Origin of the sequence: Enterobacter sp. Acro-832 (assembly GCF_011752745.1) — a bacterium.
GTDB lineage: Bacteria > Pseudomonadota > Gammaproteobacteria > Enterobacterales > Enterobacteriaceae > Enterobacter > Enterobacter quasiroggenkampii.
This window is the reverse complement of record NZ_VWWX01000005.1, coordinates 216,123-243,058: the sequence shown is the minus strand read 5'-3', so window position 1 is coordinate 243,058 and position 26,936 is coordinate 216,123. Positions and strand designations below refer to the sequence as shown.

Here is a 26,936-nt window from a genome sequence, read left to right as displayed (position 1 = left end):
GTTATTTTTTCTTGTAGATATTGGCCGTACCGTGAATTTTATTGTTGGTGTTCCCTGAGGTGAGCACCAGAACATCCGCGCCTTTCTTATCGGCTTTCTCAATCAGTTCTTTTTTTGCATCATCAACCGATACTTCATTTGAAGTGCTTACCGTACCGATTTTTTTATACTGAGACTCGACTTTCTTGAACTCATTTTTAGTCAGCAGTTGGGCAGCAAAAGCATTGGTCGTAAACAGTAACGCCGTTCCCAACAAAATAGCAGTCGTCTTTTTCATAACTTTTTTCCTTGAGATTAAGCAGCAACTACGAAAAACCTCACGCATTGTGGTGAGGTTTTATGAGCATGGTAGAGAATCTCAGGAAATGCCATAGGTTCAGGAAAATTGTTTTATAACAACCCGTTGCATGAAATTACTAACGAATATTAAGAATAGTCGAATACACGCGCGGCGCCAGCAATATCAATGCGTACCGCCGTGCCCGGGTTCCATCCTGGCTGGCTGACGGTCTTCAGGGTCACGGGCTCGTGCTGCCCGGCGAGCCCAAGGGTGAGCGTCGACAGGTGGCCGGTAAAATCCACATCAAGAATGGAGATTGGGCTTTCATGTGAGGCACATGCCGTCACGCTCAGCTGCTCCGGGCGCAGCATCACTCTGCCCTGCCCTGTCGCATGTGCGTTGTCCGTGGGCACCTCACCCAGGGCGCACAGGGCGTAGCCCGCGGTGAGCTGCGCAGGCAGGATTAGCGCATCACCAAGAAACAGCGCCGTCTCTTCGTCAACGGGACGGGTATAAACCTCATAAGGCGTCCCGACCTGCGTGAAACGTCCGGAACGCATGACGGCAACCTGCGTGGCAAAAGACAATGCTTCGTTCTGGTCGTGGGTGACCAGAATCGAGGCCACGCCCGCTTCAGCCAGCAGATCGGCCGTTGCCTTACGCGTCATCGCGCGCAGGCCGGTATCCAGCGCCGAGAACGGCTCATCCAGCAGCATCAGTGAAGGACGCTGGGCCAGCGCACGGGCGAGAGCCACGCGCTGCTGCTGTCCGCCGGAAATCTCATGGGGCCAGTGCGTGGCGAGCTGCCTGTCCAGCGAGACCATCTCCATCAGCGCCTCAACGCGCTGGCGCTTCTCGTGGCGGGTCCCGTCTAGCCCCCAGGCAATGTTGTCTGCCACGTTGAGGTGCGGGAACAGTGCGCCCTCCTGCGGCACAAAACCGATCCCGCGCTGGTGGGCTGGGACAAAACGGTTTTCATCAAACAGCGTTCTTCCCTGCATGACAATACGTCCGGTGTCGGGCGTCTCAAACCCGGCAAGAATACGCAGCAGCGTGGTTTTCCCTGACCCCGACGGCCCGACAATGGCCGTTCTGCTCCCCGGCGCAACGCTCAGGTTTAAGCTGTCGAGCACCTGCACATCAGCAAACGATTTAGAAATGGCGGTTAATTCAAGCATGTCATAGCCCTGCAATTTTCTTCGACTGCATATAGAGAATGGCGGTCAGCGGGAGGGAAATCAGGATCATCAGCATCGCGTAAGGTGCCGCTGCCACATAATCAATTTCGCTGGTCAGCGCCCAGAATCCGGTGGAGAGCGTGCGCGTGCCCAGGGGAGAGAGTAACAGCGTGGCGGTCAACTCGTTGCTGACGCCGAGGAAAACCAGCGCGGCTCCCGCCGCCGCACCCGGCGCGGCCAGCCGCATCGTGACGCTCCAGAGCGCCTTCGCGGGCGTGCTGCCAAGGCTGCGCGCCACGTTTTCCAGCTCAACCGGTGCCTGCGCAATTCCCGCCCGCAGATTGATGAGCGCACGGGGCATAAACATCAGCAGATAGGCAAGGAACAGGGTTATTTCCGTCTGGTAAATGGGACGGGCGTAGTGAATGGTGACGGTGACCAGGGCCAGCGCCGTGACAATGCCCGGCAGCGAACTGGTGATATAGATGCACCCTTCCAGCATCCGGAAGATACGGTGTGGATAGCGGATACCGAGCCACGCGATGGGGATCACGCACGTCGTCGTCAGCAGCGCGCCGCCCACGCCGAGCATCAGCGTCTGGCGCAGCGAGTGCCAGAGATCGGCGCTCATCCAGTTTTCCACACCGCCGAGCCAAATCCAGCGACACAGGACAACCAACGGCACGCCCAGCGCCAGCACGATCAGCACGATGAAAAACAGCTGCCCCAGCACGGCAGCCGCAGGCCTCAGCGGCCAGCGTTTCTGTTCGCGCGCGGCACCGGCGCCAATGCGCGCGTAGCGTGCTTTTCCACGCGTCACGCCTTCCAGCACTAAGATAGCCAGGCAGCATAACGCCAGCACGCCCGCCAGCATGTTTGCCGCCGGGCCGCTGAAGGTAGACTGAAACTGGTCATAAATTGCCGTGGTGAAGGTATCAAAGCGGATCATCACGTACAGGCCATATTCCGCCAGCAGGTGCAGCGCCACCAGCAGCGCGCCGCCGCAGATAGCCAGCTTGAGCTGGGGCAGAACCACGCGGAAAAAGACCCGCCACGGCGGGGTGCCGAGCGATGCGGCCACATCTTCGAGCGTCGGGTCAAGGCGGCGCAGCACCGCCGCAACCGGCATATAGATAAAGGGATAGTAGGCCAGAACGGAGAGAAACACGCCCGCGGAGAGCCCGTGCATGGACGGAACAACGCTCACCCAGGCATAGCTTTGCACAAACGCGGGGATCGCCAGCGGGGCGACCGCCAGTGCAGACCAGATCCCTCGCCCGGCAAGCTGTGTGCGCTCGGTGAGCCAGGCTATCGCCACGCCCGTCACGATACACAGCGGAACCGCTAAAGCCGTCAGCCACAGCGTGTTGCTGAGCAGCTCAGCCACACGCGGGCGAAACACCAGCGCCTTTATCGTTTCCCAGCCCGTCTCAATGCCAATGGCAATGATAAAACCCAAAGGCAGAAGCGCCAGTAATGAAAACAAGACAGCTAACGCAACCATCGGCAGTGCAGGACGCCTGCGGGCAGGCTCCTGCACTCTGTTTTTTCCGATGTCGAGACTCAGACCAGACATAAGACGTTCACTTCACTCTCAGGATCACAGCAGACCGGCTTGCGTCATCAGCTCGATAACTTTCTTACTGTTGAGCGTTGAAGGTTCAACTTTCGGCGCATCAAGATCTTTCAGCGGAACCAGTTTCGGGTTGGAGGCCGCGTTCACACCCACGGCGTATTCAAAGGCGTTGTTGGTACGCAGACTTTCCTGACCTTCTTTGCCGGTAATGTATTTGATGAAGGCCTGCGCCTGCGCTTTGTGTTTGCTGGACGCCAGCACGCCACCGCCGGAAAGGCTTACGAACGCGCCCGGATCCTGGTGCTTGAAGTAGTAGAGCTGGGTGTTTTTGCTGTTTTCACCGGTTTTGGACTGATCGACAAAGCGGTAGTAGTGATAAATCACCCCGCCATCAATCTGACCAGCATTGACCGCTTTCATCACCGTGCTGTTACCTTTATAGGCAACGAAGTTGGCTTTCATCGCCTTGAGCCATTCCAGGGTGGCTTTTTCGCCTTTCAGGGCCAGCATCGCGCTCACGATGGCCTGGAAATCCGCGCCTGAAGGAGATGCCGCCCAGCGGCCTTTCCACTCGGGTTTCGCCAGATCCATCAGCGATTTAGGCAGCTGCTGTTCGCTCAGCTTCGCCGGGTTATAGACGAATACGGTGCTGCGGGCGGCAATGCCGATCCAGCGGCCGTGCGCCGGACGATACTCTGCCGGTACCTGCTTCAGAGTGTCGGCATCCAGCGGTGCAAAAAGGTTAGCGTTATCCACCAGCACCATGGATGGCGAGTTTTCCGTCAGGAATACGTCTGCCGGCGATGCGCTGCCTTCCTGAACCAGCTGGTTACCCAGCTCGCTGTCATCACCATTACGCAAAGTCACTTTAATCCCGGTTTCTTTGGTAAAACCGTCAACCCACGACTTCACCAGGTTTTCATGCTGCGCGTTATAGACAACGATACCGTCGTTGTTATCGGCGGCAACCGATTGTGTGGAAAGGAAAAGGGATGAAGACAACAAGGCAAGCGAGAAGCAGGACAGCAGGCGAGAATTCATGAACATATCCTTAATAGACCAACGGGAGTAACCACTCATAGCTTTGTGGGACAGGATTAAAGCATACAACAACGCTAATGATAATTAGTATCAATCCAGTTTACGCGTAAAAGTGTAAAATTTCTTTTTAGCAGATTTTGTAATGATAAAAATCCAAATTTTAATGCGAGATAATTTCTAGATTAAGAAAACCTTAAGCCTGCCAACAACGAAATTCATTAGCCTTCTATTCATTATGGCGCGAAGGTAAATCTGTTATTCGCGCTCCCGGCAGATATAAAAAAGCCCCGATATTGCGGGGGCTTTTTATGGTTATCCGGAGGTAGCTAAATTTATTAGGCTACTCATTTAAAAAGCATTACATAGCCGCATGAGGGGCATACACAGGATAGGTGAAGAACAATAAATGCACGCAGTTCAGTCCAAAATGGAATAACGTTGCAACCCACAGCCTGCCGCTCCACATCCACGCCAGGCCGTAAATAATGCCGGAGAGACTGGCAAAAATAATCAGTAGTAAACCGCCGCTATAATGCATCAGCCCAAAGATGACTGAGGCAATCAACAACGCCACGACAGGGTGAACGATCCGGGACAAGCGCTGCTGCAGATAGCCTCTGAACAGGGCTTCCTCGGCCAAAGAGACGAAGAAAATATTCGCAAGGGCAAATTGCGCGAACCATTCTGGCGCATGTGGCTCAATTCTCAGCCCGCCCAACGCTACAGCCAGAAGTAACAGCGCGGGTACCGCAAGTACCAATATTCCCCAGCTGATCTTGCCAATTTTATAGAGGGGTTTTGCTACGAATAGCGTTGGCATGCACGTAATTAAAAAGAACGGCACCACCGCCTTGTCCATATTAAAGTACATACTGAACGGTATGCTTTGCGGACCAACGACGACAGCATCCAGCACTTTGGGATTATGGAAGCCCGGGAGCACATGCATAACCAGGGCAACGGCGATGACCACGCACAGGCCTTCAATCAGATAAGTATATTTATCATCTTTATTACGTAGCCATTCAACAACAGACCAGCCAATTACGATTGATGCAATAACCAGCAGCGCCGGGGCGTCAAGAATGCTCTGTTTCCAGCCGAGAAATGCCGTTAATCCCAGCAGCAGGTAAGCCAGGCTTTTATTAAGGGAAAGTGCGGCAAGCGAAATTGCGAGTAGATACCACATAAATGTCCTTCATGACCGATAAATTTTAGGGTCGATGTCCCAAATATGTCCCAAAACGGAAATCAGGAGGATGTGAGTGAGGCGTAACTCTATGAAATGAAATGGCACGCCCTGTAGGATTCGAACCTACGACCTACGGCTTAGAAGGCCGTTGCTCTATCCAACTGAGCTAAGGGCGCACTGAGAAGCGTGTACTTCGCGGCGGTGAAACGCGAAGAATTATACGGTCAATGGCAGGTGAGTCAATGCCTTTTCCGTTTTAAGGAGCAATTACCGCTAGCCGATTGTAAATACGGCTATTTTCTCAACATTTATCCCCGTTTTACCGTAAAATTTAGCGCTGCGAAAAGGCTTAGTTGCATTTAAGTAACGCCTGCTGTTTTCCTGTACGTCAGCTCGTCACACTAGAGTCAGGTATCCCGGCCGCCTGGAGGCTGACAGACAACAGGACAATGGAGTGACAGCGCAAAACCTGATCGATACGCCCCCCCGGTTACAGTACTTATCTCAGGACATCGTCGGCATTAAGCTTGAGCCCATCGTCGCCCTTACCTCCTTGCGCCAGGTTGGCGTCGAGGTCCTTAGCGTTCTGGCCGACACGCGGCACAGTGAGGACTTTTTTTGCGATCGGTCCGCTGAGTGGTCGATAACGCTGCTTGAAGCGCAGCTTGCCACGTTAAAAAATACGCCGCACGGTCATAACCTTTTTATTAATCTGCCGATAACCGTCCTGACAGAGCCTGCGTCCTTTCAGCGTCTTATCAGACTCCCCTGCGTGCCGCTCAATATTGAGTTTGTCGACCCTGCGGCTTTTTTGGCGCTGTCTGTCGCGCGCAAGCAGCTTGTGGTTCAGAATCTGCTGCAGCTGAGCAGACAGGGGCACGCAATCTGGCTGGATGACATCGATGACGTCTTAGTGCAGTCGTTTTTATCCTGTCGACTCCCGTTAAGCGGCATCAAAATAGATAAGGAAGCATTCTGGCGTTTACGCGACACCCCTGCGCTGAGGCAACTGGTTTCCCTTTGCTTTCAGCTTGCCGGGAAAGTGCTTATCGAAGGTATTGAGACTGAACGCGATCGTACCTGGGCACTGCAGGCAGGCGCAGACTTCGGCCAGGGATATTACTGGCCGTCCTGGACATGGCCGGAGGATTAAAACGCCATTTCCAGGAGGGAGACCATGCGAATGACAGTGCGCCGTTACCGGCGGCGGCGTACAGGAAGTGATGCACTGGGATTTACGCGCTCACCTTTTGCTCCCCCCTTTTTCGACCGGCTCGAATTCTTGAGCCAGTCCATCAGCCAGCCCCGCAAAACAGACGCCCCGTTTATTCTTCTGGTGACGGAGGATCACTATCTGCGCACCGGTTTTCTCAACGGGCAGTTCCCGCTGAGCAGCTGCTGTGACTACGCCACGCTGGATGACGCCCTTGTCGCGCAGATGCAGTGGCCCTCTGCCCGTCTGGTCGTGGATATTGAAAGCCGGTCCACGGGGCTTCTGGAGAAACTGGATCAGTTGAGACGCCACAGCCTGTTTCCGCCTTTCCTTACGCCCTGGCTGTTAGTCCGGGCCGATAATTACGACACTCGCCTCTTCTGCAAAGCGGCGGGTCCTTTTCATGTGCTCGAACGCCAGCTGAACGCCGCAGCACTCCAGCACAGCCTGCTGGATACCCGCCCCCCACAGGGCTCCGACAAAGACTGGTTCTCCCGCAACGAATGGCCGATCCTGCAGGAACTTTCCCGGGGCAAGACGTTACGTCAGATTGCCCTTATGCAGAATCGTCCCTATAGCCGCATTATCTATCGTCTCAGCTGCATCCTGGTGAAACTGGGGCTGAGTCATCGGCAGGAATTACTTCACCTTCTTAATAACCTCTCAGACTGCACGTTTACACTCACGTCCTAACCCCTTATTTCCTAAAGCGCTTTAGGAATTTACTTACCATTCGTGTTTCAAAAATGTTAATTTTTAACAATAAAGTCGAAATTATAACTATTCCTAATTTATGGCCGCGAACCTTGCGAAATGCCACAAATTGAACGAACGGCAGCACTTTCCTCCATCCGTTAAGTGAATGCAGACGGCGTTAACAAGATGATAATGATGTAAAAACAAGCAGGTTAGCGGGAACGCTCAGGAGAAAAAAGCGAAGCGGATAGCATGTTCTCCTGTGCATGAGATGTGGGCCTTCGGGTCAACCTGCGCGCTTTCAGATGAAGGTCTGACGGCCTGCGAGGGCAATTGTTGTCCTCATCAGCGTGGGTTTGTCCCCCTGAATGATGCGTATTTTTGTTAACAATTGATCAACATAAAGAGATATGTGTTATTTTTTGTTATTACATAAAGATGAAAATATGCGGTAAATGAGATAACAGGATATTTCCGCTAAATTTAAAAAAATAGCGATTCAGATCCAGAAGATAATACAAACCCATAAGCGGATATTAATTTACAGGGTTTTCGGAAAAAACTTACCCTGTATAATAAGATGCGTACCAAATCTGAATAAGAAAAACCTTTTTGCCAACACCAGCCAAATGAGATGACCGCGCTGAGGCATAGTTCTTTTCATTACGTAAACAAGGATGCTTTCGCTCTTTCCAGGGAAATACTACGGTATAGGGATCTGCACATTATATCCTTCCGGCATTTCGAGAGTTTTACCAAACTCTGCATAACGCTTTTAACAATCTGAGGCATTAAAAATGAAACCGGCATCCGTTATCATTATGGACGAACATCCTATCGTCAGAATGTCGATAGAAGTCCTGCTACAGAAAAATAAGAATATCACAGTCAAGCTCAAGTCTGGCGATAGCCATGAAGTTCTTGACTGTATCCGTAATCACCCTATCGATCTGGTGATCCTTGACATTGAACTCACGGGCACGGATGCTTTCGCTTTACTTAAGAGAATCAGAAACTTAAACAAAGACATTAAGGTTCTGTTCCTCTCGTCTAAATCAGAGTTATTTTACGCGGGTCGCGCTATTCGCGCCGGGGCAAATGGCTTCGTCAGTAAACGTAAAGATTTGGGTGAGATCTACAACGCCGTAGAAATGATCCTGATGGGCTATTCCTTTTTCCCGTCGGAAACACTGAACTTTATAAACCATTTGGGTTCAGGGAAAGGGATGGCTGTCGATATGCCATTATCGAATCGCGAGGTCACGGTATTACGGTATCTGGCGAATGGATTATCCAATAAGGAAATTGCTGAACAGCTACTATTAAGCAACAAAACCATTAGCGCGCATAAATCCAATATTTATTCCAAACTGGGTGTGCAAAGCATCGTGGAATTAATTGATTACGCCAAAGCGCACGAGCTGCTTTAACCTGAATTCACTCCCTGCAGCTTATCTGAGCTGCAGGGAGTGCGGTCAGTGCTAATTATAGTTAATCATAAAGGTGGCATCCGCATCGGCTCGTCCGGGCTGAGGGTTATCTGCAGTGGCAATATAATTGGCATAAAACGACAATGTTGCATTCCCCTGCGCATCAACCGAGACCGGCTGGCTGGCCTGCTGGAGAGCCAGACGCGTTTTATCCGCATCCCTGATCTCTACCGCGACACGGCTCGCTGTACTGGCGTCGTTCAGCGCCAGCAAACCGTTATTGCTCCCGTCGGCTTTGCCCGAAAACGTAATGGACGCCGCACCCGGCGGACAGCCGGTCAGCTTCAGCGTAAACGGCATGGGCTGCGTGCGGCTCCCGGTCGTACTGAGCTGTTTCGTGGGCCAGGTGCCCAGCGTAACGGTCTTGTCGCTGTCGCTCCCCTCGGCAACGCAGGTAAAATCGACAATATTGCCGTAGAGCCGAATGTTAATTTCGCCCAGCGCGGTATCCGCCTGAGCCTGTGTGCAAAGCGCAAAAAGCGCCACGGTGATAAAACGGATCCCGTTTCGCATATCGGCTCCTTAGTCGTAATCCACACGCAGATACCCGCGCGAGGTAAAACGCCCTTCCGCTGGCTTATTGCCCGTCACGCTCACCGGCCAGACCCGGATCCCGACCTGCGCCTGCGCGCTATCGTCGAGGCGGAACGGAATTTTGCTTGTCAGGTTATTAGGCGTCAGCGGCGCCCCGCTCTCGTTAGCGATGATAAACCCGACGTCCGGGTTATCCGACACCAGCACATTATCAGAGACTTTTTCCGCCTCAACGCGCATCGTCAGCATGGCGTTCGCCTCCACGTTGGTGCATTTGATCGCGATGGTTTTGCTTTGCGATGAGACGCCCTCCGGTTTGTTACCTACACCCGCCTTGCTGAACAGGGAGGCGCCAATGTCACCGAAATCAAACTCCACCACGTTACCGGCATTGATGGCGCAGCTTTGCGGCACCTGGATGGTACCGCTGTAGCTAATGGTATAGACCGGCGTGGTGAGCGGATCGGAGGAGGTGGTGGTGACGTAAACGCGGAACATGGTGGCGCGCGGGATCACGACCATGTTAATAAAACGCCGGGTCACCTTAAGGCGGAAGACAAGGCTGGAGTCCTGCACGCCAAACGGTTTGTTTTTCGAGACGTTAGGGTGGCTCCCCATCTGGATATAGTTTTTGGGCGGATAAAACACGCCAGCATAGCTGTCCGTGATTTTCATGGCCCCGTCCAGATAGTCGTTAAGCTTCAGATACTGATAGCCATCGCTCGTGCCCGTTACCGGGTAGTCGGTCACATAGCTACGCTTGGTGGTATTCCCGACGGTGCCCTTCGGGCAGACGGCATTCACCCCTACCCACTGCGACTTCTCGCTGAGCGTCACGACCTGTCCAATCTGGTTATTCGAGCTATTGAATTTATCCGTCAGGTCGTAATGCACCTCCGTCGGCACGCCCTTTTCATTGACGCACACGGTAGCGAATGCGTTTGTCGCAGGCAGTAACGCCAGAAGCGACAAGGCAAAGATGTGGGTTTTATTCACAGCGAATCCCCTTCAGTGTGATTGCCTGTTGCAGGCTCTTTTCAGGCAAGCTGTAAGGCGCGCGACACTGGGACTGCGCCCCGTCGCCCCACTGGATCAGCAGTTCGCCTTCCAGCGGCAGCCCGCTCAGGTAAATTTGCCCGTCGTCCCCCACCATGCTGGTGACACCGCTCCGGGTCTCACGGACCACCGCGCCGAACGGCACGGGCTGGTTACCGCGCATCACCGTCAGCAGGGCGCGCACGCCAATGCGGGTATCAAAGCTGGCGCGCACCAGCGCGCCTTTGGTCGGCACCACGCTGCTCACGTTGTTTTCGATGTCGGTATTGTTGCTCATGGTGTTGGTATCCAGCGCCACGCGGTTATAGCGGTAGACGGTGGCATACGGCATTACCGCGTAGCCTCGCCAGTCGGTTCTCACGCCGGTCTGGTTTTCCACGCTGACGCCGGATGCCCCCGGGGCTTTGATCAGCACGTTGGTGTCGCCCAGCGGCTGGCTGAAGGTCACGCCGTCGGCATGGCCGACGACCCCGCCGGAGAGCTGCCAGTTGAGATCGTGCTGATCGTCGCTGTAGTTGTAGCCCACGCCCAACGTGCCGTAGGTCGCCTGCCAGTTGGCGCTGGCGCTTCCGCTTGCGCCGTTGGTGCTAGTGTGTCCCTGGGTCACGCTGTAGTTCAGGTTGCGGTCCTCCAGCAGCGTGCCGCTGACGCCGGTTTGCCAGCTCGTGTCGCCATCGCTGTTCCGGCTGGCGGAAGCCGTGGCATAGGCGCGGTCAATCGCGCTGTCCCGGCGATAGCCCTGGCGAGTAAAGATACTGAACGGCACGGAGACGTTAAACGACGCGATCCGGTCGGTGCCGTCGATCCCGACGGATTTGTTCCACGACCACGAAACAGAGTAGTTGATCCCCTTCACGCCCCCCGCGTAGCCCAGCTGGTACCAGAGGTTCGACTCGTCGGTTCCCCAGTAGGTCTGCTCGCTGCCGGAGATATAGATCGAGCCGTAGTCCCCCAGAGACTGAGATACGTTAAGCTGGAAGCGACCTTTTTTATTCCACGTCAGGTTGTGATAACTCTGCACGTCCGGCACGCCGTCATTATCCTGGCTGTCGGCATACTGATAGCCTTCCATTGAGCGCCAGGCCACATCATCGAGGGTGTAAAATCCTTTTGTGGAGTAGCGGTAGCCCAGCAGCTGGAAGTTGGTGCCGAAGCCGTTAAGGGATTTCGCATAGAGGAAGCGCAGGGACTGTCCTTCATGCTTGCTGTCGTCCGCGAGCTGGCTGCGGGCGTGGGTGATATCGAGCGAAACCGCGCCCCAGTCGCCCAGGTTTTTTCCGGCCCCGACCGCGACCGCGGTATAGCGTGAGGCCAGCTGCGTTCCGCCGTAGAGCGTAAAGCCGTTGGCAAGTCCGGTAATCAGGGTGCCCTGGGTGAAGAACGGCGTGTCCTGATCGCTGTTACCGCTGCGGTAATCCCCCGCGACGAGGTCATACTTCCAGCGCCCTTCGCGCTGCAGAAGCGGCACGGTAGAGTACGGCACGGTATAGCGCTGCTGGGTGCCGTCTTTCTCTTCTACCGTCACTTCCAGGTCACCGCTTGAAGAGGTGGGGTTGAGATCGGTAATCGCAAAGGCGCCCGGCTGCACATAGCTTTGATAGATCACGTAGCCATTCTGACGGACCACCACTTTGGCGGGCGTACGGGCGATCCCGCGCACGGTGGGCGCGTAGCCCTGCAGGCTGTCCGGGTACATGCTGTCAGACGAGAAGAGCCGTCCGCCGCGGAACCCCATGCTGTCGAAGACGTCATTGCCGGTATTGCTGTCGCCCAGGACCAGTTCGCTTTTCAGCGGGATCACGGTGCGCTGCGCCCAGGTGCCAATATTCTGCCACTCGCTGTGTCGCTGCCCGTTGGTCTGCGTGTATCGCCATGCGCCGTTGTTACGCAAGCGCCAGGCGCCATAGTTCAGCCCGCTCTGCAGGTTGAGATAATAGCTGTCGTCTTCGCTGCCCCGGTTGCCGGAGAAGCTGTAGTTCAGCAGCGCGGCGGGAATGCCCTCATCCCACTGTTCAGGCGGAATGTAGCCCCGGGCGCTGTTCTGTAATGCCACCTGCGGCAGGCTGACGTTCAAACGCTGTGAGGCAAAGTTGAATACCGTTTCGCTGCCGGGAATGGCCGTGGTCAACGGGACGCAGGTCTCACCCTGGATCTGCGCCAGCTCGGGAAACGCCGCGACGTTGACGCCAAAGCGGTCGAGCATCGCCCGCGTAATACACGGCGATAACCCGCCCGCCACCGGCGGCGTGTTCTCAGCCTGCTCAAAACGCACGTCCTGAGTTCCGATAAATTCATCGTTACGCCAGATATCCACGCGATAAACGCCGGGCGCCTGCTGGTGTCCTTGTTCAAAACGCGACAAATCCGCCACGCTGGCGGTGTCGTCGGACAAAAAGGCCGGGTTGAAATAGCTTTCGCTCCAGCCAGCCTGTGGCCAGAGCGCAGCCATCAGCGCCAGCGCAACCGGGCAGTAACGTCTCTGGTGTTTTTTCATCGCCCTGACTCTGCTCACAGGTTGACGCTACGCGCCGGCGTGATAGCACCGTAGTCATTCACGCTCTGCCAGGAGAGCGTGCCGCTGGCACCAGCTGGCAGCACCTGCTGAGCCGCGCTTTTCGGCGCAACCATCAGGTTATCCAGCGTCTGACCGCCCAGCTTAAGATTGACGAGGGTGATGTAGTACGGGGACGCGTTGCTGACTTTGAGATGGTTGCCGGCGCGCTCAAACCGCAGCTGGGAAAGCGCCTCTTCCGGCTGCATCGCCAGGTTGTTCGGGCGCACAAACAGCTTGATGCGCGAGAGGATAGCCAGCTGCAGCACGTTATTGTTTTCCGTTTTGGCTTTGTTCACTGACGGGATCGCTTTCACGTTCATGTAAAACAGCGATTCACGATCGGCAGGCAGCGCAGGACCGGCGTAAATAATGCGCAGCGTGTTTTCACTGTCCGGCTCGCTAACAAACAGGGGCGGCGTGACGGCAAACGTTTTTTCTTTTTGCCCGTTTGCATTTTCAATCCACGCGTTAATTAAATAGCGTTCCTGTTTATTGCTGTTGGTGATTGCCAGCGACGTTTGCTTCGCCTCTGCGGGATAAATAACGCGGGTGGCTCCCAGTGCAATACCGCCGGATGCATTCGCGCATGCAGAAACCATCATTAAAATAAACGATAAAAAAAGTCCTGGTTTAATTAGGGTATTCATCACAACCGTACCTTTAATAATGTGTTCGCAGGTGTTATGGATAAATCAACGTAAACCAGACATCCGACTGAATTTTGCCTGGCTCGAGGTGTTCGGAAATAGCCCGATAGCGGGCGCTAAAATGGAACGCCAGCTCGCGGGTATCGATCGGCAGCCAGCTGACGGCCGTGGCATTCGGGATAATCTGACGTTGCTGTTCGTCAAAGAGCGCCAGCCCGACGCCGCTGCTGACAGGCGTTTCACCTGGCCGCGATGTCGCCAGAAAGACCTGCGGATCCTCTGCGGGTGTAACGCCCTGAAACTGGATCCCCACGGTGCGCGAAACATCAACGCTGCAGTCCAGTAACCGCACGGTGAACGGCACATTCACCGTGGAAAAACTGCCCACGCCGGAAAATGAGTTGGTTCGGTACTGCCCCATATCGATGCGCATATTCTGGCTGTCGGGCGCCACGGCGCAGCCGCCGTTCACCAGTTCACCCCGGAGATGAACCTTGCCGCCTTCAATCACCACGGTATGCGCCGATGCCGGGCAAGCCATCGCAAGGGTTAACAGCAGTAGTGTTCCTGTCCTTGTCATCCTTCGTTCCTGGCAATAGCGTATGACGGGCCTCGTCCCTGAGGCCTGAACATCCCTGTGCGGAGGAATTATTCGTATTTCATTACGAAGGTGGCGTCAGCGTTCGCCTGGCCTGGCTCGGTAGTCGCAGCCGTTGATTTATAACGCGCGGTGAACTTCAGGGTGTTTGTCCCTTCGATCAGCGTCTGCGCAGCAGAGAAGGTCGCACCGTCAGGGGTCAGAACGCTGGATTTGCTGTCGAGGATCTCGATACCCACGCCTTTCGCGGTGTTGTCGTTGCTGCCGGAGGTGACGGCCAGCAGAGTTTTGTCGGTTGGGTCGATCTGACCGGTGAACGCAACGGCTGCGGTTTTGGCCACCAGCGGATCGCAATCGTTCAGTTCAATGTTGAACGGAATATTAGAGGTGGTGTCGCCCACTTTGGTGAATTTCGCGGTACGATACTGACCCAGATTAACGGTCTGCTCGGAAGAATCAGTATTTACTGAACAAGCCGCATTAACCAGCTCACCTTTAAAATGTACGGTACCGCCATTTACGGAAACCGGGGCAGCAGGATCTGCTGCATTTGCGGCACCCGCAACCAGGGCCAAAGTTGCAATAACAGTAGAAGCAATGTTGCTGAGTTTCATGTCTATTCCTTTAAAATGTAAATAACCCTTCCCGCGAATAATCGGGAATAAGAAATACGTTCAATTGATGAATTGAAAGCTTATTTCGGAGGAGACAAAGTAGCTCAGGAGGCGATTTTTAAATATGTCAAAACGCTGCCATTTCGCCAGGTCACATCCTAATCCCGCCTAAGAAATTGACCATCCCTTAAGAAGGGTTTTTGCGGCTTGCTGATAAAAACGCGCAAAGGGTGACTGACAGCGAGGCTCGCTTCTGACAAAATACACGCATCCCCCCTTTCGAACGTTACAGACGGAATCTTCTCTCTGATGGCAGCAAAGATTATTGACGGTAAAACGATTGCGCAGCAGGTGCGCTCTGAGGTCGCGGAAAAAGTGAAGGCGCGTAAAGCGGCCGGAAAACGCGCCCCCGGGCTGGCCGTTGTGCTGGTTGGCAGTAACCCGGCATCGCAGATTTATGTCGGCAGCAAGCGCAAAGCGTGTGAAGAGGTCGGCTTCGTCTCCCGCTCTTACGATTTGCCGGAAACCACCAGCGAAGCAGAACTGCTGGAACTTATTGACACTCTGAATGCCGATAAAGAGATCGACGGTATTCTGGTTCAGCTGCCGCTGCCCGCCGGTATCGACAACGTGAAGGTGCTGGAGCGTATCGCACCGGATAAAGACGTGGACGGTTTCCATCCGTACAACGTTGGCCGCCTGTGCCAGCGTGCGCCGCGTCTGCGTCCGTGCACGCCGCGCGGTATTGTGACGCTGCTGGAGCGTTATAACATCGATACTTACGGCCTGAACGCTGTGGTCATTGGCGCGTCCAACATCGTGGGCCGTCCGATGAGCATGGAGCTGCTGCTGGCCGGCTGTACCACTACCGTCACCCACCGCTTCACCAAAAACCTGCGCCACCACGTTGAGAACGCCGATCTGCTGATCGTCGCGGTCGGTAAGCCGGGCTTTATTCCAGGCGAGTGGATTAAAGAGGGTGCGATTGTCGTGGACGTCGGGATTAACCGTCTGGAAAACGGCAAAGTGGTCGGCGACGTGGTGTATGAAGATGCCGCCGCGCGTGCCTCTTACATTACCCCAGTACCGGGCGGCGTAGGCCCGATGACCGTCGCAACGCTGATTCAGAATACCCTGCAGGCATGCGAAGAATATCACGACGTAGAGGACGCGTAAGATGGCCACATTTTCATTAGGCAAACACCCGCACGTTGAGCTGTGCGATCTGCTCAAGCTGGAAGGCTGGAGCGAAAGCGGTGCGCAGGCGAAAATTGCCATTGCCGACGGGCTTGTCAAAGTGGACGGTGCGGTGGAAACCCGCAAGCGCTGCAAGATTGTTGCGGGCCAGACCGTGAGCTTTGAAGGCCAGAGCGTAACCGTTACGGCCTGAGCCCCCTCACCCTAATCCTCTCCCCAACGGGGAGAGGGAACAGTCCGAACTCCGTTTCCAGGCCGGGTAAGGCGAAGCCGCCACCCGGCAATGTCTCTCATCATCCCCTCACACCCATCACGGTTATTTATCGATCCACTTCAAATAATCACTATTTCATCTGTTGAAAAGCGAAAATTCAGTTGCGCGTTTTTCACTCTTTGCCCACGATAAGTAGAACGTTCTACTAAAACGTTCTACTTACAATAACAGCGCCAAAAAAAGCGCTACTCGGGGGAAATCAGCATGAGTCTGATATCAGGGTTTGTTAAATCGCTGTCTAAGTTATCGATGATTGGTCGCGCCTTAATGCTGCCAATTTCACTGCTTCCCGCTGCGGGCCTGCTGCTGGCCTTCGGCGATAAGTTCCATCTGCCGCTGATGATGAACGCGGGCGGGGTTATTTTTGATAACCTGCCGATGCTGTTTGCCATTGGCTCTGCCGTGGGCCTGGCGTCAGAATCCGGCATTGCGGCGCTGTCCGCGGCGGTCTCGGTGTTTGTCACCAATATCACCATCAGCACCGTGCTGAGCATCACGCCGGAAATGGCCTCCCAGGGCGGGAAATACGCCATGGTAGTGGGCATTCCGACGCTGCAGATGGGCGTCTTTGGCGGCCTGATCTGCGGTATTCTCGCGGCCTGGTGCTACAACCGCTTCCATACCATGCAGCTTCCGGAATTCCTGGGCTTCTTCTCCGGCAAGCGCTTCGTGGCGATTGCAACGGCGTTCCTCTCGTTCCTGATGGGGCTGCTGCTGCCGTATGTCTGGCAGCATATCCAGGCCGGTATCGACGCCCTCTCCGTGGTCGTTAACGGCGATAATCAGGCGGCCTCGACCTTTATCTTCGGTCTGGTGGAACGCGCCCTGATCCCGCTCGGTTTGCACCATATCTGGTATCCGTCGTTCTGGTATTCGTTTGGGGATTACACCACCCAGGCAGGCCAGGTGATCCACGGCGACCAGACCATCTGGTTCAAGATGCTGGAAGAAGGGGTGAAATCCTTCAGCAGCGACACCTACCAGAACGCCGGCAAGTTCATGCAGGGTGAATTCCCGCTGATGCTGTTCGCGCTGCCTGCGGCGTGCCTGGCGATGTATCACGAAGCCCATACGAAGAATAAAAAAATCGCGGCCGGTATTCTGTTCTCTGCGGCGCTCACCTGCTTCCTGACGGGGATCACCGAACCGGTTGAGTTTACCTTTATCTTCGTGGCACCGATTCTGTACGTCTTTAACGCCATCATGGCGGGCCTGGCCTACATGACCATGTACCTGCTGCATGCGCATATCGCCAAGTCGTTCTCTGCAGGCTTTATCGACTATCTGTCATTCGGGATCCTGCCGTCGTTTAACGGCTACCAGACCCACTTCCTGAGCGCCATTATCATCGGCATTCCAATGGGCCTGATTTATTACTTCACGTTCCGCTTTGTGATCCGTCGTTTCGACGTGAAAACGCCGGGCCGCACCGAAGTAACCGCCAACGCGGATGAGAAATCGGATTCCGAGCTCGCGACCGAGATCATCACCCTGCTGGGTGGCGCGCATAACATCGACTCCGTCGGCGCCTGTATCACTCGTCTTCGCCTGGAAGTGACAAAAAGCGAGGCGGTGGATAAAGACGGCCTGAACGGACTCGGCGCGCGCGGCGTAGTGTTTGTCGGCGACAACGGTATTCAGGTGATTTTCGGTGCCAGAGCACAGTTTATCGCCCAGACCATGTCCACCATGATCGGCAAATAATAAGATGCCTGAACGACACGTCTCCTGTACGCTGGGAGACGTGTTTTATCTGGCTGATAATCGGTAAATTTCAGGGAGCGGTTTTGAAGAAAGTCAGCATTATTGATGTCGCGAAGCACGCGGGCGTGTCGGTTTCCACCGTCTCGCTGGTGCTGCGCCAGAAAGGGAAAATCTCAGAGGCAACGATCGAGAAGGTCAACGCTGCCATCAATACCCTGGGCTATGTTCATAACGTCGCCGCTGCCAACCTTCGCGCCAATACCTCCAACCTGATTGGCCTGATCCTCCGTGACTTTAGCGACAGTTTCTCCATCAAGGTGATGGCGAGCATCGTTCAGGATCTTGAAAAACAGGGGTATATGGTTTTTCTCGGTCAGCCCCAGAACGACCATGACCATCTTGAGCGCTGCCTGCTGTCGTTTAAGCAGCAGGGCGTCGCAGGGGTGATTTATCTGGCCTCGGATACCCGCACCGCCACCCTCCCGGAAAAGATTCGCCACTGCCCGCTGCCGCTGGTGGTGGTCTCGCAGTCGCTGCTGGATGAAAAATGCAATCTGGTGATGCGCGATAACCGACAGGCGGCCAGTCTGGCGGTGCGTTATCTCATCGAGCGCGGTCATCGCAATATCGCCTACATTGGCGGACGCGAAGGCTGCCTTATCCGCGAACAGCGCCTGCTCGGTTTTCGCAGCGCGATGGCGCAAAACGGGCTGGTCTGGCGCGATGAATACTCTCCGGCCTGCAGCGATGACACGCTGGCAGCGGGTTTCGCGACCCGCCAGCTGCTGGAAAAAAACAATACCATCACCGCCCTGCTCTGCCACTCGCCGGATGCCATGATCGGCTCCATCTCCGGTATTCATCAGGTCGGGCGTACGGTGGGCAAAGATGTGTTTCTGACGCAGCAGGTCGCCCTGGTCGGTTTCGAAGATATGCTCCACGTTAACCTCACCTCGCCCTCGTTTACCTACGTTTCGTCCGCCAGCGAAGAGACGGGGCGTCAGGCGGCCGGGCTGATTATTCGCACGCTGAAGGAGCCGACGCTGCAAACCCAGCGCATTACGCTTTCCGGGCAGCTTATCGCACGCGAGTCGGCGTAAAATCAGAATTTCGCACAGGTTTTTTAGCGCGGAATGACTGCTATATTTCCATGATTTGCCATGGATAATCACAATGCCTACCGTCATTACACACGCTGCTGTTCCGCTTTGCCTGGGCTTAGGCCTCGGGACAAAAGTTATCCCACCCCGTCTGCTGTTTGCCGGCATTGTTCTCGCCATGCTGCCGGACGCCGACGTGCTGGCGTTTAAGTTCGGCGTCGCGTATGGCAACGTTTTCGGCCATCGCGGCTTTACCCATTCCCTGCTGTTTGCCTTCGTGGTGCCGATACTTTGCGTACTGACTGGCCGACGGTGGTTCAGGGCCAGCCTGACGCGGTGCTGGCTGTTTTTAACCGTGTCACTGCTGTCGCACAGCCTGCTGGATTCGATTACCACAGGCGGGAAAGGCGTCGGCTGGCTGTGGCCGTGGTCGGATGAACGCTTCTTTGCGCCGTGGCAGGTGATTAAGGTCGCGCCGTTTGCGCTCTCACGCTATACCACGCCGTACGGGCATCAGGTGATCCTTTCAGAACTGCTGTGGGTGTGGCTTCCGGGTGTGGTGCTGATGGGGTTGCTGTGGTGGAAAAGAAGGTAAAAAAAAGCCGGGTGGCGGCTGCGCCTTACCCGGCCTACTTTTGCCTGCAGACCCGGCAAGCGTGAGCGCCACCGGGCGTTACAGACTTACTTACGGCGCCAGGTGGTGCCCTGCGGGCCGTCTTCCAAGATGATGCCCATCTCGGTCAGACGGTTACGCGCCGCATCTGCCGCCGCCCAGTCTTTCACCTGACGCGCTTCCAGACGCGCTTTGATCAACGCTTCAATTTCCGCCACTTCACCGTCATCCGCCTGCGCACCGCTCTGCAGGAACGCGTCCGGCTCCTGCTCCAGCAGGCCAAGCACGGCAGAGAGCTTACGCAGATGGGACGCCAGCGCATTCGCCGCGGCCATATCTTCTGACTTCAGGCGGTTCACTTCGCGCGCCATGTCGAACAGCACGGAGTAGGCTTCCGGGGTGTTGAAGTCGTCGTTCATCACCTCAACAAAGCGTGCTTCGAACGCTTCGCCGCCTGCCGCCGGAACAGACCTGTCGGTACCGCGCAGCGCGGTGTAGAGACGCTCCAGCGCCGAGCGCGCCTGTTTCAGGTTCTCTTCGCTGTAGTTCAGCTGGCTGCGATAGTGGCCGGACATCAGGAAGTAGCGCACGGTTTCCGCGTCGTAGTATTTCAGCACGTCGCGCACGGTAAAGAAGTTACCCAGCGATTTCGACATCTTCTCGCGGTCAACCATTACCATCCCGGAGTGCATCCAGTAATTTACGTACTCGCCGCCGTGGGCGCAGGTGGACTGCGCGATTTCGTTTTCGTGGTGCGGGAACATCAGGTCTGAGCCGCCGCCGTGAATGTCGAAGTGCTTGCCCAGCTGTTTGCAGTTCATCGCAGAACATTCAATGTGCCAGCCCGGACGGCCTTCGCCCCACGGGGATGGCCAGCTTGGCTCACCCTCTTTGGACATCTTCCACAGCACGAAGTCCATCGGGTTACGCTTCACGTCAACCACGTCAACGCGGGCGCCGGCCTGGAGCTGATCCAGATCCTGACGGGAAAGCGCACCGTAGGTTGGGTCCGTCGGCACGGAGAACATCACATCGCCGTTGTCGGCAACATACGCATGACCGCGGGCGATCAGCTTTTCGGTGATCTCAATGATTTCGTGAATATGGTGGGTCGCGCGCGGCTCGCTGTCCGGGCGCAGAATATTCAGGGCGTCGAAGTCTTTGTGCATCTCAGCGATCATGCGATCCACCAGCGCGACAAAGCTTTCGCCATTTTCATTCGCGCGCTTGATGATCTTATCGTCGATGTCGGTGATGTTGCGCACGTATTTCAGGTTGTACCCCAGAAAACGCAGGTAGCGTGACACCACGTCGAAGGCGACAAAGGTACGGCCATGGCCAATGTGACAGAGATCGTAAACCGTAATACCACACACGTACATGCCGACTTCCCCGGCATGGATAGGTTTAAATTCCTCTTTTTGGCGCGTCATTGTATTAAAGATTTTTAACATCGAAGATTCCATGTAAACACGTGTGTGGTTGAAAACCGGCTATTCTACCCGTAATTCAAACCCGAAGCAGCACACAATGCAAGGTGATCGCATCCTGTGGTTATGCTATAACAAGCCCCTATAGATGACCCGAAGGCGGGTCGACGTACCACAATAACGGAACAGGATGCAAAAATGGTTACTTTCCACACTAATCATGGCGATATCGTAATCAAAACCTTTGATGACAAAGCGCCTGAAACAGTTAAAAACTTCCTGGACTACTGCCGCGAAGGTTTCTACAACAACACCATTTTCCACCGCGTGATCAACGGTTTTATGATCCAGGGCGGCGGTTTCGAACCTGGCATGAACCAGAAAGCCACTAAAGAGCCGATCAAGAACGAAGCGAACAACGGCCTGAAAAACACCCGCGGCACGCTGGCGATGGCACGTACTCAGGCGCCTCACTCTGCTACTGCACAGTTCTTCATTAACGTGGCGGACAACGACTTCCTGAACTTCTCCGGCGAAAGCCTGCAGGGTTGGGGCTACTGCGTATTCGCAGAAGTGGTTGAAGGTATGGACGTGGTTGACAAGATCAAAGCCGTCTCTACTGGCCGCAGCGGTATGCACCAGGACGTTCCAAAAGAAGACGTTGTGATTACAAGCGTGACCGTCAGCGAGTAATTGGTGGCGACACTCTTTATTGCGGATCTTCATCTGCAAACAGAAGAACCGGCGATAACCGCCGGTTTTCTGCGTTTTTTACGCGGTGAAGCGAAAAGCGCCGATGCGCTGTACATCCTGGGCGACCTCTTTGAAGCCTGGATTGGCGACGATGACCCTAACCCGCTGCACCGTGAAATGGCCGCCGCCATTCACGCGCTGGTGGATTCGGGCGTCCCCTGCTACTTCATTCACGGCAACCGTGATTTCCTGATCGGCAAGCGCTACGCCCGTGAAAGCGGCATGACGCTGCTGCCGGAAGAACAGGTGCTCGACCTCTACGGCCGCAAGGTGCTGATCATGCACGGCGACACGCTCTGCACCGACGATACCGGCTACCTGGCGTTTCGCGCCAAAGTCCACACCCCGTGGATCCAGAAGGTGTTCCTTGCCCTGCCGCTGTTTATCCGCAACCGCATCGCCGCCAGAATGCGTGCAGGCAGTAAAGCCGCCAACAGCAGCAAATCCATGACCATCATGGACGTCAATCCACAGGCGGTCGTGCGGGTGATGGAAAAGCATGATGTTCAGTGGCTCATCCACGGTCATACCCATCGTCCTGACGTGCATTTCCTTATCGCCAACGGCGAACCGGCCCATCGCGTGGTATTAGGTGCCTGGCACACCGAAGGCTCTATGGTCAAAGTCACGCCTGAGGGTGTGGAGCTGATCGCGTTTCCGTTTTAACCCCCTTTATATTATTCTATTTTTTTGAACAATATTGGCAAATTGTTTCGATTTTAATCAGCCCGTGGTCGGCCTATTATTTATCACATCAGGGCAACATGCCCTATCCCAGACAAAACTCTTAAGGAATACGACCATGAAATCCATCAAATCTTTCGTTGCAGTTGCGGCTCTCTTCCTGGTTTCTTTCGGTTCTTTCGCGCAGAGCGTGAGTGCAACCGCCTCTACCCTTGACCGCGCAGAAGCGAAAATCGCTGCACAGGCTGCTGAACAGGGCGCGTCTTACAAAATCACCAGCGCGAAGGTCGACAACCGCGTCTATATGACCGCAGAACTGACGAAATAATGATTGCCCTTCGACAAAAACAGACCGCCAGAATGCGGTCTGTTTTGTTATAAATTGATGGCAACAACGGCTCAAGATTTAACCGCGCAACCGTTTTCCTTGCCCGTATAACATGCTATTCTCTGTGCCCTCGAAAGCAGTGTGTTTCGCACCACAGGAGTTTTAAGACGCATGTCTTCCCGCAATAATCCGGCGCGTGTCGCCATCGTGATGGGGTCCAAAAGCGACTGGGCTACCATGCAGTTCGCCGCCGAAATCTTTGACATCCTGAATGTTCCGCACCACGTTGAAGTGGTCTCCGCGCACCGTACACCGGACAAACTGTTCAGCTTCGCCGAAAGCGCCGAAGAGAACGGTTATGAGGTGATCATTGCTGGTGCGGGCGGCGCAGCACATCTGCCGGGCATGATTGCCGCCAAAACCCTGGTGCCGGTGCTGGGCGTCCCGGTACAAAGCGCCGCGTTAAGCGGTGTGGACAGCCTCTACTCCATCGTTCAGATGCCGCGTGGCATTCCCGTCGGCACGCTGGCGATTGGTAAAGCGGGTGCCGCCAATGCCGCCCTGCTGGCCGCGCAGATCCTGGCGATGCATGATAAAGACTTACACCAGCGTCTGGCGGCGTGGCGTAAAGCCCAGACCGACGAGGTGCTGGACAATCCAGACCCGCGGGGTGCCGCATGAAGCAGGTTTGCGTTCTCGGTAACGGCCAGCTAGGCCGCATGCTGCGTCAGGCTGGCGAACCGCTGGCGATTTCCGTCTGGCCCGTCGGCCTGGACGCCGAGCCGGAAGCGGTACCGTTCCACCAGAGCGTCATTACCGCTGAGATTGAACGCTGGCCGGAGACCGCACTGACCCGCGAGCTGGCGCGTCATAACGCCTTCGTTAACCGCGACGTGTTCCCGATCATTGCCGACCGTCTGACGCAAAAGCAGCTTTTCGACAAGCTGGGTCTCGCAACCGCACCGTGGCAGCTCCTGTCTGATAAAAGCGAGTGGAACGACGTCTTCGCCATGCTGGGCGAGCTGGCGATCGTGAAGCGCCGCGTGGGTGGCTACGACGGCCGCGGCCAGTGGCGCCTGCGCGCAGGCGACACCGCCGAGCTGCCGGATGATTGCTACGGCGAGTGCATTGTTGAGCAGGGCATCAACTTTAGCGGTGAAGTGTCGCTGGTTGGCGCGCGCGGTCATGACGGGCATACCGTCTTTTATCCGCTGACGCATAACCTCCATCAGGACGGCATTCTGCGCACCAGCGTGGCCTTCCCGCAGGCCAATGCTGACCACCAGGCGCAGGCGGAAGAGATGCTCTCTGCCATCATGCACGAGCTCGGATACGTGGGTGTGATGGCGATGGAGTGCTTTATCACCCCGTCTGGTCTGCTGATCAACGAGCTGGCACCGCGCGTGCACAACAGCGGCCACTGGACGCAAAACGGCGCCTCCATCAGCCAGTTTGAGTTGCACCTGCGCGCGATTACCGACCTGCCGCTGCCGCAGCCGGTGGTCAACAGCCCGTCGGTGATGATCAACCTGATCGGAACCGATCTGAACTACGACTGGCTGAAGCTGCCGCTGGTGCATCTGCACTGGTATGACAAAGAGGTTCGTCCGGGTCGTAAGGTTGGCCACCTGAACCTCAACGACAGCGACACGGGCCGCCTGAGCGCCACGCTGGAAGCCATGATCCCGCTCCTGCCGCCGGAATACGCGAGCGGTATTGTCTGGGCACAGTCAAAGCTTAAATAGTTATCCCTCCGCCGGGGAGTTGACCTCCTCTTTCCCCGGCGTACAATTCCCGCCCATTGCTGCTTAGCTTTCTTCTGGAATAACCATGAACGATGGAACGGACTATCGCGCGATCCTCGCGTCCGATACCCCTTTAATCGACGTTCGCGCGCCGATCGAATTTGCCCAGGGCGCGATGCCAGCGGCAGTCAACCTGCCTTTAATGAATGATGACGAGCGCGCCGCCGTCGGCACCTGTTATAAACGTCAGGGACCGGACGCCGCGCTGGCGCTCGGCCATCGCCTGGTGAGCGGCGACACGCGTGAGGCCCGCATCACCGTCTGGCGCGAGGCCAGCCTTGCCCATCCTGAGGGCTTTCTCTGCTGTGCGCGCGGCGGCCAGCGCTCGCATATCTCGCAGGCCTGGCTGAAAGAGGCGGGTATCGACTACCCGCTGATCCGCGGTGGCTATAAGGCCCTGCGCCAGACGGCAATTCAGGTGACCATTGAGCAGTCGCAAAAGCCGATGGTGCTTATTGGCGGCTGTACCGGGAACGGTAAAACCCTGCTGGTGAAGCAGCATGCACAGGGTATCGATCTGGAAGGACTGGCGCACCATCGCGGTTCATCGTTTGGCCGCACGCTGACGCCGCAGCTTTCCCAGGCCAGCTTTGAAAATCACCTTGCGGTTGAGCTATTGAAAAAAGACGCCGCGCGCTGGGTACTGGAAGATGAAGGCCGGATGATTGGCTCTAACCACCTGCCAGCCTGCCTGCGCGACCGCATGGTTGAAGCCCCTATCGTGGTGGTAGAGGATCCGTTTGAGATCCGTCTTGAACGCCTGCGCGAAGAGTATTTCGACCATATGTGGGCGGATTTTTCTGCCGCCTACGGCGAGGAAGCAGGCTGGAAAGAATACAGCCAGTACCTGCATCACGGCCTGTTCGCCATTCGTCGCCGCCTGGGGCTGCAGCGCTTTGCGGAATTTACCGCGCTGTTAGATTCCGCGCTGTTGGAACAGCAACGCTCTGGCCGCACGGACGCGCACTTCAGCTGGCTTGTACCGCTGCTGAACGACTATTACGACCCGATGTACGGCTATCAGCTGGAGAAAAAGGCGGAGAAGATTGTCTATCGCGGGACGTACGAAGAAATTGCTGAGTGGCTTGATCGCTGAAAAATAAAGCCGGGTGGCGGCTACGCCTTACCCGGCCTACGCGTACTGTTGTAGCCCCGGTAAGCGCAGCGCCACCGGGGAACAGACGGCTTAGAAGTCGTAACGCAGACGCACCAGGTTCATGTCGCCCAGGTTGTCGGTGCTGGAAGTGAACACGTGTTCGTAATCCACGCGGAAACCGTAATCCAGCTGGAAGCTGATACCCACGCCGTTGTCGATGCGCTGGTAGTTACGGCCGTTCACGTACTCAATGCGGTCACCCATGAAGTAAGGCTGGATGGATTCAACCGCGTACTGACCGATTGGGAATTTGTAACCTGCGAAGTACTCAATACCCCACGCGTCGCCCGCAAAGTAATCGTTAACAGACACTTTTTTGGTGGTCAGGAAGTTCTGATACCAGCCGCCGCCTGCGGAGAAGGTCCAGTTGTCCGGGGTCCAGCTCAACGCGGTACCGAGGATGTTCTGGTCGTAGGTTTTGCTGTCGCCGTTGTCCGGGTTACGCATGTCGGCGCGGGTGTAGTTCCACGCGGCGCCCCAGGTCAGGTCGGTAGTCAGGTGGTAATCCAGGCCCAGTGAACCGCCGCCTTTACGCTTGTAGCGCAGGCCGTTGCCCGGCAGGTATTCACTGTCTTCAAACAGGTAGGATGCATAAATATCAGCATCGCCCACGGTTTTCTTATATTTCAGCATCTTACGTGAACGGTAAGAACCGTCGTAATCGCCTTTGATCCCGTTACCTGGTGCCTGACCAATCATGTCGTAGTCCCAGATATCGGTTTTCGCGCCCACCACATCATAGTAAACGCTGTTCTGTTGACCGAAGGTCAGCGTACCCCAGGTGTCGCTCTTCAGACCGGTGTAGAGCATACGACGCGTCGTGTCGTGATCGCTCTCGCTGTAGTGGTTGTCCCAGTTGAACATTGCAGGGAAGTTCACACCCAGCTCGTAGTAGCTTACCCAGCTGATGTCATCAAACAGGTAGTAATCTGCAGCGAAACGGAAGCGGGTGCCGCCGTCAAAGCCGTTACGCTTGTAGCTGTTTTTACCGTCGTCGCCGGTCATGTTCTGGAACTGAGGACGAATACTGCCGCCAACGGTGAAGTTCAGGCGGCTCAGCGGGTTACCCGCCTGAGGATCCTGCTTAAGAACGGTGATTTCCGCCTGAGAAGCGAAGGTCGTTAATGCCACTGCCGCGCCGATCGTTGCCGCCAGCGCTGATTTTTTTATAGTCATTATTTTTCCTTAATAGACACGCTGCTAAATATTTAGCGGGTGAATAT

General features: G+C 55.6%; 27 protein-coding genes and 1 tRNA gene. 14 read left to right on the top strand and 14 right to left on the bottom strand.

All coding sequences use genetic code 11. The features are described 5' to 3' along the window. Position 1: 1 nt before the first annotated feature. The 6 genes from yahO to F3J31_RS18330 all read right to left on the bottom strand — a co-directional run bounded on the left by yahO (position 2) and on the right by F3J31_RS18330 (position 5,443). Positions 2 to 277 (bottom strand): DUF1471 family periplasmic protein YahO, encoded by a 276-nt coding sequence (gene yahO, locus F3J31_RS18355; protein WP_048225977.1) that lies wholly within the window; start codon positions 275 to 277, stop codon positions 2 to 4. Positions 278 to 426: 149 nt separating this feature from the next. Beyond that, positions 427 to 1,458, bottom strand: a complete 1,032-nt coding sequence (locus F3J31_RS18350; RefSeq protein WP_048026888.1) for an ABC transporter ATP-binding protein — start codon at positions 1,456 to 1,458, stop codon at positions 427 to 429. 1 nt (position 1,459) lies between these two features. After that, positions 1,460 to 3,034 carry an iron ABC transporter permease gene (locus F3J31_RS18345; RefSeq protein WP_167214578.1) on the bottom strand — a complete coding sequence of 525 codons (1,575 nt, stop codon included), beginning with the start codon at positions 3,032 to 3,034 and terminating at the stop codon, positions 1,460 to 1,462. Between the two features lie 24 nt (positions 3,035 to 3,058). Beyond that, positions 3,059 to 4,075 carry an iron ABC transporter substrate-binding protein gene (locus F3J31_RS18340; protein ID WP_048026887.1) on the bottom strand — a complete coding sequence of 339 codons (1,017 nt, stop codon included), beginning with the start codon at positions 4,073 to 4,075 and terminating at the stop codon, positions 3,059 to 3,061. Positions 4,076 to 4,433: 358 nt separating this feature from the next. Further along, positions 4,434 to 5,264, bottom strand: a complete 831-nt coding sequence (locus tag F3J31_RS18335; protein WP_167214575.1) for a CPBP family intramembrane glutamic endopeptidase — start codon at positions 5,262 to 5,264, stop codon at positions 4,434 to 4,436. A 102-nt stretch (positions 5,265 to 5,366) separates the two neighbouring features. Beyond that, positions 5,367 to 5,443, bottom strand: a tRNA-Arg gene (locus tag F3J31_RS18330). 278 nt (positions 5,444 to 5,721) lie between these two features. On the opposite strand from F3J31_RS18330, the gene F3J31_RS18325 reads away from it, so the two are divergent. From F3J31_RS18325 to fimZ, 3 genes are all read left to right on the top strand, one after another. Beyond that, positions 5,722 to 6,420 (top strand): EAL domain-containing protein, encoded by a 699-nt coding sequence (locus tag F3J31_RS18325; protein WP_167214572.1) that lies wholly within the window; start codon positions 5,722 to 5,724, stop codon positions 6,418 to 6,420. Positions 6,421 to 6,444: 24 nt separating this feature from the next. Further along, a complete protein-coding gene (locus tag F3J31_RS18320; RefSeq protein WP_167214569.1) occupies positions 6,445 to 7,173 on the top strand; it encodes a response regulator transcription factor in 729 nt (242 codons plus the stop codon). An 800-nt stretch (positions 7,174 to 7,973) separates the two neighbouring features. Beyond that, positions 7,974 to 8,606 carry a fimbria biosynthesis transcriptional regulator FimZ gene (fimZ, locus tag F3J31_RS18315; RefSeq protein WP_008499339.1) on the top strand — a complete coding sequence of 211 codons (633 nt, stop codon included), beginning with the start codon at positions 7,974 to 7,976 and terminating at the stop codon, positions 8,604 to 8,606. 51 nt (positions 8,607 to 8,657) lie between these two features. Here fimZ and sfmF read toward each other — a convergent pair whose 3' ends face one another. From sfmF to fimA, 6 genes are all read right to left on the bottom strand, one after another. Continuing rightward, entirely contained in the window at positions 8,658 to 9,179 is a 522-nt protein-coding gene (gene sfmF / locus F3J31_RS18310; protein ID WP_045909722.1) for a fimbria assembly protein, read from the bottom strand. 9 nt (positions 9,180 to 9,188) lie between these two features. After that, a complete protein-coding gene (gene fimH / locus F3J31_RS18305; protein WP_045909723.1) occupies positions 9,189 to 10,196 on the bottom strand; it encodes a type 1 fimbria D-mannose specific adhesin FimH in 1,008 nt (335 codons plus the stop codon). After that, positions 10,189 to 12,750: a fimbrial biogenesis usher protein gene (locus tag F3J31_RS18300; protein WP_167214566.1), complete on the bottom strand. Its 2,562-nt coding sequence runs from the start codon at positions 12,748 to 12,750 to the stop codon at positions 10,189 to 10,191. Before F3J31_RS18300 ends, fimH begins: the two co-directional genes overlap by 8 nt. A 14-nt stretch (positions 12,751 to 12,764) precedes the next feature. Continuing rightward, positions 12,765 to 13,457, bottom strand: coding sequence for a type 1 fimbria chaperone FimC (gene fimC, locus F3J31_RS18295; RefSeq protein WP_048030144.1), 693 nt, complete (start codon positions 13,455 to 13,457; stop codon positions 12,765 to 12,767). Positions 13,458 to 13,491: 34 nt separating this feature from the next. Next, the gene (gene fimI / locus F3J31_RS18290; protein ID WP_023310642.1) at positions 13,492 to 14,037 is read right to left on the bottom strand and encodes a type 1 fimbrial protein subunit FimI; all 546 of its coding nucleotides are present in this window, start codon (positions 14,035 to 14,037) and stop codon (positions 13,492 to 13,494) included. 68 nt (positions 14,038 to 14,105) lie between these two features. Beyond that, positions 14,106 to 14,669, bottom strand: coding sequence for a type 1 fimbrial major subunit FimA (gene fimA, locus F3J31_RS18285; protein ID WP_008499333.1), 564 nt, complete (start codon positions 14,667 to 14,669; stop codon positions 14,106 to 14,108). A gap of 309 nt (positions 14,670 to 14,978) precedes the next feature. Here fimA and folD point away from each other — a divergent pair, with 309 nt between their 5' ends. The 5 genes from folD (at position 14,979) to F3J31_RS18260 (ending at position 19,539) form a co-directional block, all read left to right on the top strand. Then, positions 14,979 to 15,845: a bifunctional methylenetetrahydrofolate dehydrogenase/methenyltetrahydrofolate cyclohydrolase FolD gene (folD, locus tag F3J31_RS18280; protein ID WP_008499332.1), complete on the top strand. Its 867-nt coding sequence runs from the start codon at positions 14,979 to 14,981 to the stop codon at positions 15,843 to 15,845. Between the two features lies 1 nt (position 15,846). Then, positions 15,847 to 16,059 (top strand): ribosome-associated protein YbcJ, encoded by a 213-nt coding sequence (gene ybcJ / locus F3J31_RS18275; RefSeq protein ID WP_004143016.1) that lies wholly within the window; start codon positions 15,847 to 15,849, stop codon positions 16,057 to 16,059. 285 nt (positions 16,060 to 16,344) lie between these two features. Then, positions 16,345 to 17,844, top strand: coding sequence for a PTS transporter subunit EIIC (locus F3J31_RS18270; protein WP_045909726.1), 1,500 nt, complete (start codon positions 16,345 to 16,347; stop codon positions 17,842 to 17,844). 83 nt (positions 17,845 to 17,927) lie between these two features. Then, on the top strand, positions 17,928 to 18,944 hold the full coding sequence (gene malI / locus F3J31_RS18265; protein WP_045909727.1) for a Mal regulon transcriptional regulator MalI: 1,017 nt from the start codon (positions 17,928 to 17,930) through the stop codon (positions 18,942 to 18,944). A gap of 73 nt (positions 18,945 to 19,017) precedes the next feature. Further along, the gene (locus F3J31_RS18260) at positions 19,018 to 19,539 is read left to right on the top strand and encodes a metal-dependent hydrolase (protein ID WP_032674292.1); all 522 of its coding nucleotides are present in this window, start codon (positions 19,018 to 19,020) and stop codon (positions 19,537 to 19,539) included. An 86-nt stretch (positions 19,540 to 19,625) separates the two neighbouring features. On the opposite strand, the gene cysS is transcribed toward F3J31_RS18260, so the two are convergent. Then, positions 19,626 to 21,011 carry a cysteine--tRNA ligase gene (gene cysS / locus F3J31_RS18255; protein WP_167214563.1) on the bottom strand — a complete coding sequence of 462 codons (1,386 nt, stop codon included), beginning with the start codon at positions 21,009 to 21,011 and terminating at the stop codon, positions 19,626 to 19,628. A 174-nt stretch (positions 21,012 to 21,185) separates the two neighbouring features. Between cysS and ppiB the strand changes: the two genes are divergently transcribed. The 6 genes from ppiB to mnmH all read left to right on the top strand — a co-directional run bounded on the left by ppiB (position 21,186) and on the right by mnmH (position 25,653). Beyond that, the gene (gene ppiB / locus F3J31_RS18250) at positions 21,186 to 21,680 is read left to right on the top strand and encodes a peptidylprolyl isomerase B (protein WP_008499327.1); all 495 of its coding nucleotides are present in this window, start codon (positions 21,186 to 21,188) and stop codon (positions 21,678 to 21,680) included. Between the two features lie 3 nt (positions 21,681 to 21,683). Then, on the top strand, positions 21,684 to 22,406 hold the full coding sequence (gene lpxH / locus F3J31_RS18245; RefSeq protein ID WP_167214560.1) for a UDP-2,3-diacylglucosamine diphosphatase: 723 nt from the start codon (positions 21,684 to 21,686) through the stop codon (positions 22,404 to 22,406). A 136-nt stretch (positions 22,407 to 22,542) separates the two neighbouring features. Beyond that, entirely contained in the window at positions 22,543 to 22,752 is a 210-nt protein-coding gene (locus F3J31_RS18240; RefSeq protein WP_167214557.1) for a YdgH/BhsA/McbA-like domain containing protein, read from the top strand. A gap of 171 nt (positions 22,753 to 22,923) precedes the next feature. Then, a complete protein-coding gene (gene purE / locus F3J31_RS18235) occupies positions 22,924 to 23,433 on the top strand; it encodes a 5-(carboxyamino)imidazole ribonucleotide mutase (protein WP_167214553.1) in 510 nt (169 codons plus the stop codon). After that, positions 23,430 to 24,497 carry a 5-(carboxyamino)imidazole ribonucleotide synthase gene (purK, locus tag F3J31_RS18230; protein ID WP_048030139.1) on the top strand — a complete coding sequence of 356 codons (1,068 nt, stop codon included), beginning with the start codon at positions 23,430 to 23,432 and terminating at the stop codon, positions 24,495 to 24,497. The genes purE and purK overlap by 4 nt, the downstream gene beginning before the upstream one ends. A gap of 85 nt (positions 24,498 to 24,582) precedes the next feature. After that, complete coding sequence (gene mnmH / locus F3J31_RS18225) at positions 24,583 to 25,653, top strand: tRNA 2-selenouridine(34) synthase MnmH (RefSeq protein WP_167214550.1); 1,071 nt, start codon at positions 24,583 to 24,585, stop codon at positions 25,651 to 25,653. A gap of 90 nt (positions 25,654 to 25,743) precedes the next feature. Here the strand turns inward: mnmH and F3J31_RS18220 are convergent, their stop codons facing one another. Next, positions 25,744 to 26,889 (bottom strand): porin, encoded by a 1,146-nt coding sequence (locus F3J31_RS18220; protein ID WP_167214547.1) that lies wholly within the window; start codon positions 26,887 to 26,889, stop codon positions 25,744 to 25,746. Positions 26,890 to 26,936: the final 47 nt, after the last annotated feature.

Coding starts and splice junctions, on each gene's coding strand:
- sfmF (WP_045909722.1), bottom strand. CDS start 9,179: ATGCGAAACGGGATCCGTTTTATCACCGTGGCGCTTTTTGCGCTTTGC.
- F3J31_RS18320 (WP_167214569.1), top strand. CDS start 6,445: ATGCGAATGACAGTGCGCCGTTACCGGCGGCGGCGTACAGGAAGTGAT.
- folD (WP_008499332.1), top strand. CDS start 14,979: ATGGCAGCAAAGATTATTGACGGTAAAACGATTGCGCAGCAGGTGCGC.
- F3J31_RS18335 (WP_167214575.1), bottom strand. CDS start 5,264: ATGTGGTATCTACTCGCAATTTCGCTTGCCGCACTTTCCCTTAATAAA.
- F3J31_RS18270 (WP_045909726.1), top strand. CDS start 16,345: ATGAGTCTGATATCAGGGTTTGTTAAATCGCTGTCTAAGTTATCGATG.
- cysS (WP_167214563.1), bottom strand. CDS start 21,011: ATGTTAAAAATCTTTAATACAATGACGCGCCAAAAAGAGGAATTTAAA.
- ppiB (WP_008499327.1), top strand. CDS start 21,186: ATGGTTACTTTCCACACTAATCATGGCGATATCGTAATCAAAACCTTT.
- F3J31_RS18300 (WP_167214566.1), bottom strand. CDS start 12,750: ATGAAAAAACACCAGAGACGTTACTGCCCGGTTGCGCTGGCGCTGATG.
- purE (WP_167214553.1), top strand. CDS start 22,924: ATGTCTTCCCGCAATAATCCGGCGCGTGTCGCCATCGTGATGGGGTCC.
- F3J31_RS18240 (WP_167214557.1), top strand. CDS start 22,543: ATGAAATCCATCAAATCTTTCGTTGCAGTTGCGGCTCTCTTCCTGGTT.
- F3J31_RS18340 (WP_048026887.1), bottom strand. CDS start 4,075: ATGAATTCTCGCCTGCTGTCCTGCTTCTCGCTTGCCTTGTTGTCTTCA.
- F3J31_RS18350 (WP_048026888.1), bottom strand. CDS start 1,458: ATGCTTGAATTAACCGCCATTTCTAAATCGTTTGCTGATGTGCAGGTG.
- fimC (WP_048030144.1), bottom strand. CDS start 13,457: ATGAATACCCTAATTAAACCAGGACTTTTTTTATCGTTTATTTTAATG.
- F3J31_RS18260 (WP_032674292.1), top strand. CDS start 19,018: ATGCCTACCGTCATTACACACGCTGCTGTTCCGCTTTGCCTGGGCTTA.
- yahO (WP_048225977.1), bottom strand. CDS start 277: ATGAAAAAGACGACTGCTATTTTGTTGGGAACGGCGTTACTGTTTACG.
- fimA (WP_008499333.1), bottom strand. CDS start 14,669: ATGAAACTCAGCAACATTGCTTCTACTGTTATTGCAACTTTGGCCCTG.
- purK (WP_048030139.1), top strand. CDS start 23,430: ATGAAGCAGGTTTGCGTTCTCGGTAACGGCCAGCTAGGCCGCATGCTG.
- F3J31_RS18220 (WP_167214547.1), bottom strand. CDS start 26,889: ATGACTATAAAAAAATCAGCGCTGGCGGCAACGATCGGCGCGGCAGTG.
- ybcJ (WP_004143016.1), top strand. CDS start 15,847: ATGGCCACATTTTCATTAGGCAAACACCCGCACGTTGAGCTGTGCGAT.
- mnmH (WP_167214550.1), top strand. CDS start 24,583: ATGAACGATGGAACGGACTATCGCGCGATCCTCGCGTCCGATACCCCT.
- fimZ (WP_008499339.1), top strand. CDS start 7,974: ATGAAACCGGCATCCGTTATCATTATGGACGAACATCCTATCGTCAGA.
- fimI (WP_023310642.1), bottom strand. CDS start 14,037: ATGACAAGGACAGGAACACTACTGCTGTTAACCCTTGCGATGGCTTGC.
- F3J31_RS18345 (WP_167214578.1), bottom strand. CDS start 3,034: ATGTCTGGTCTGAGTCTCGACATCGGAAAAAACAGAGTGCAGGAGCCT.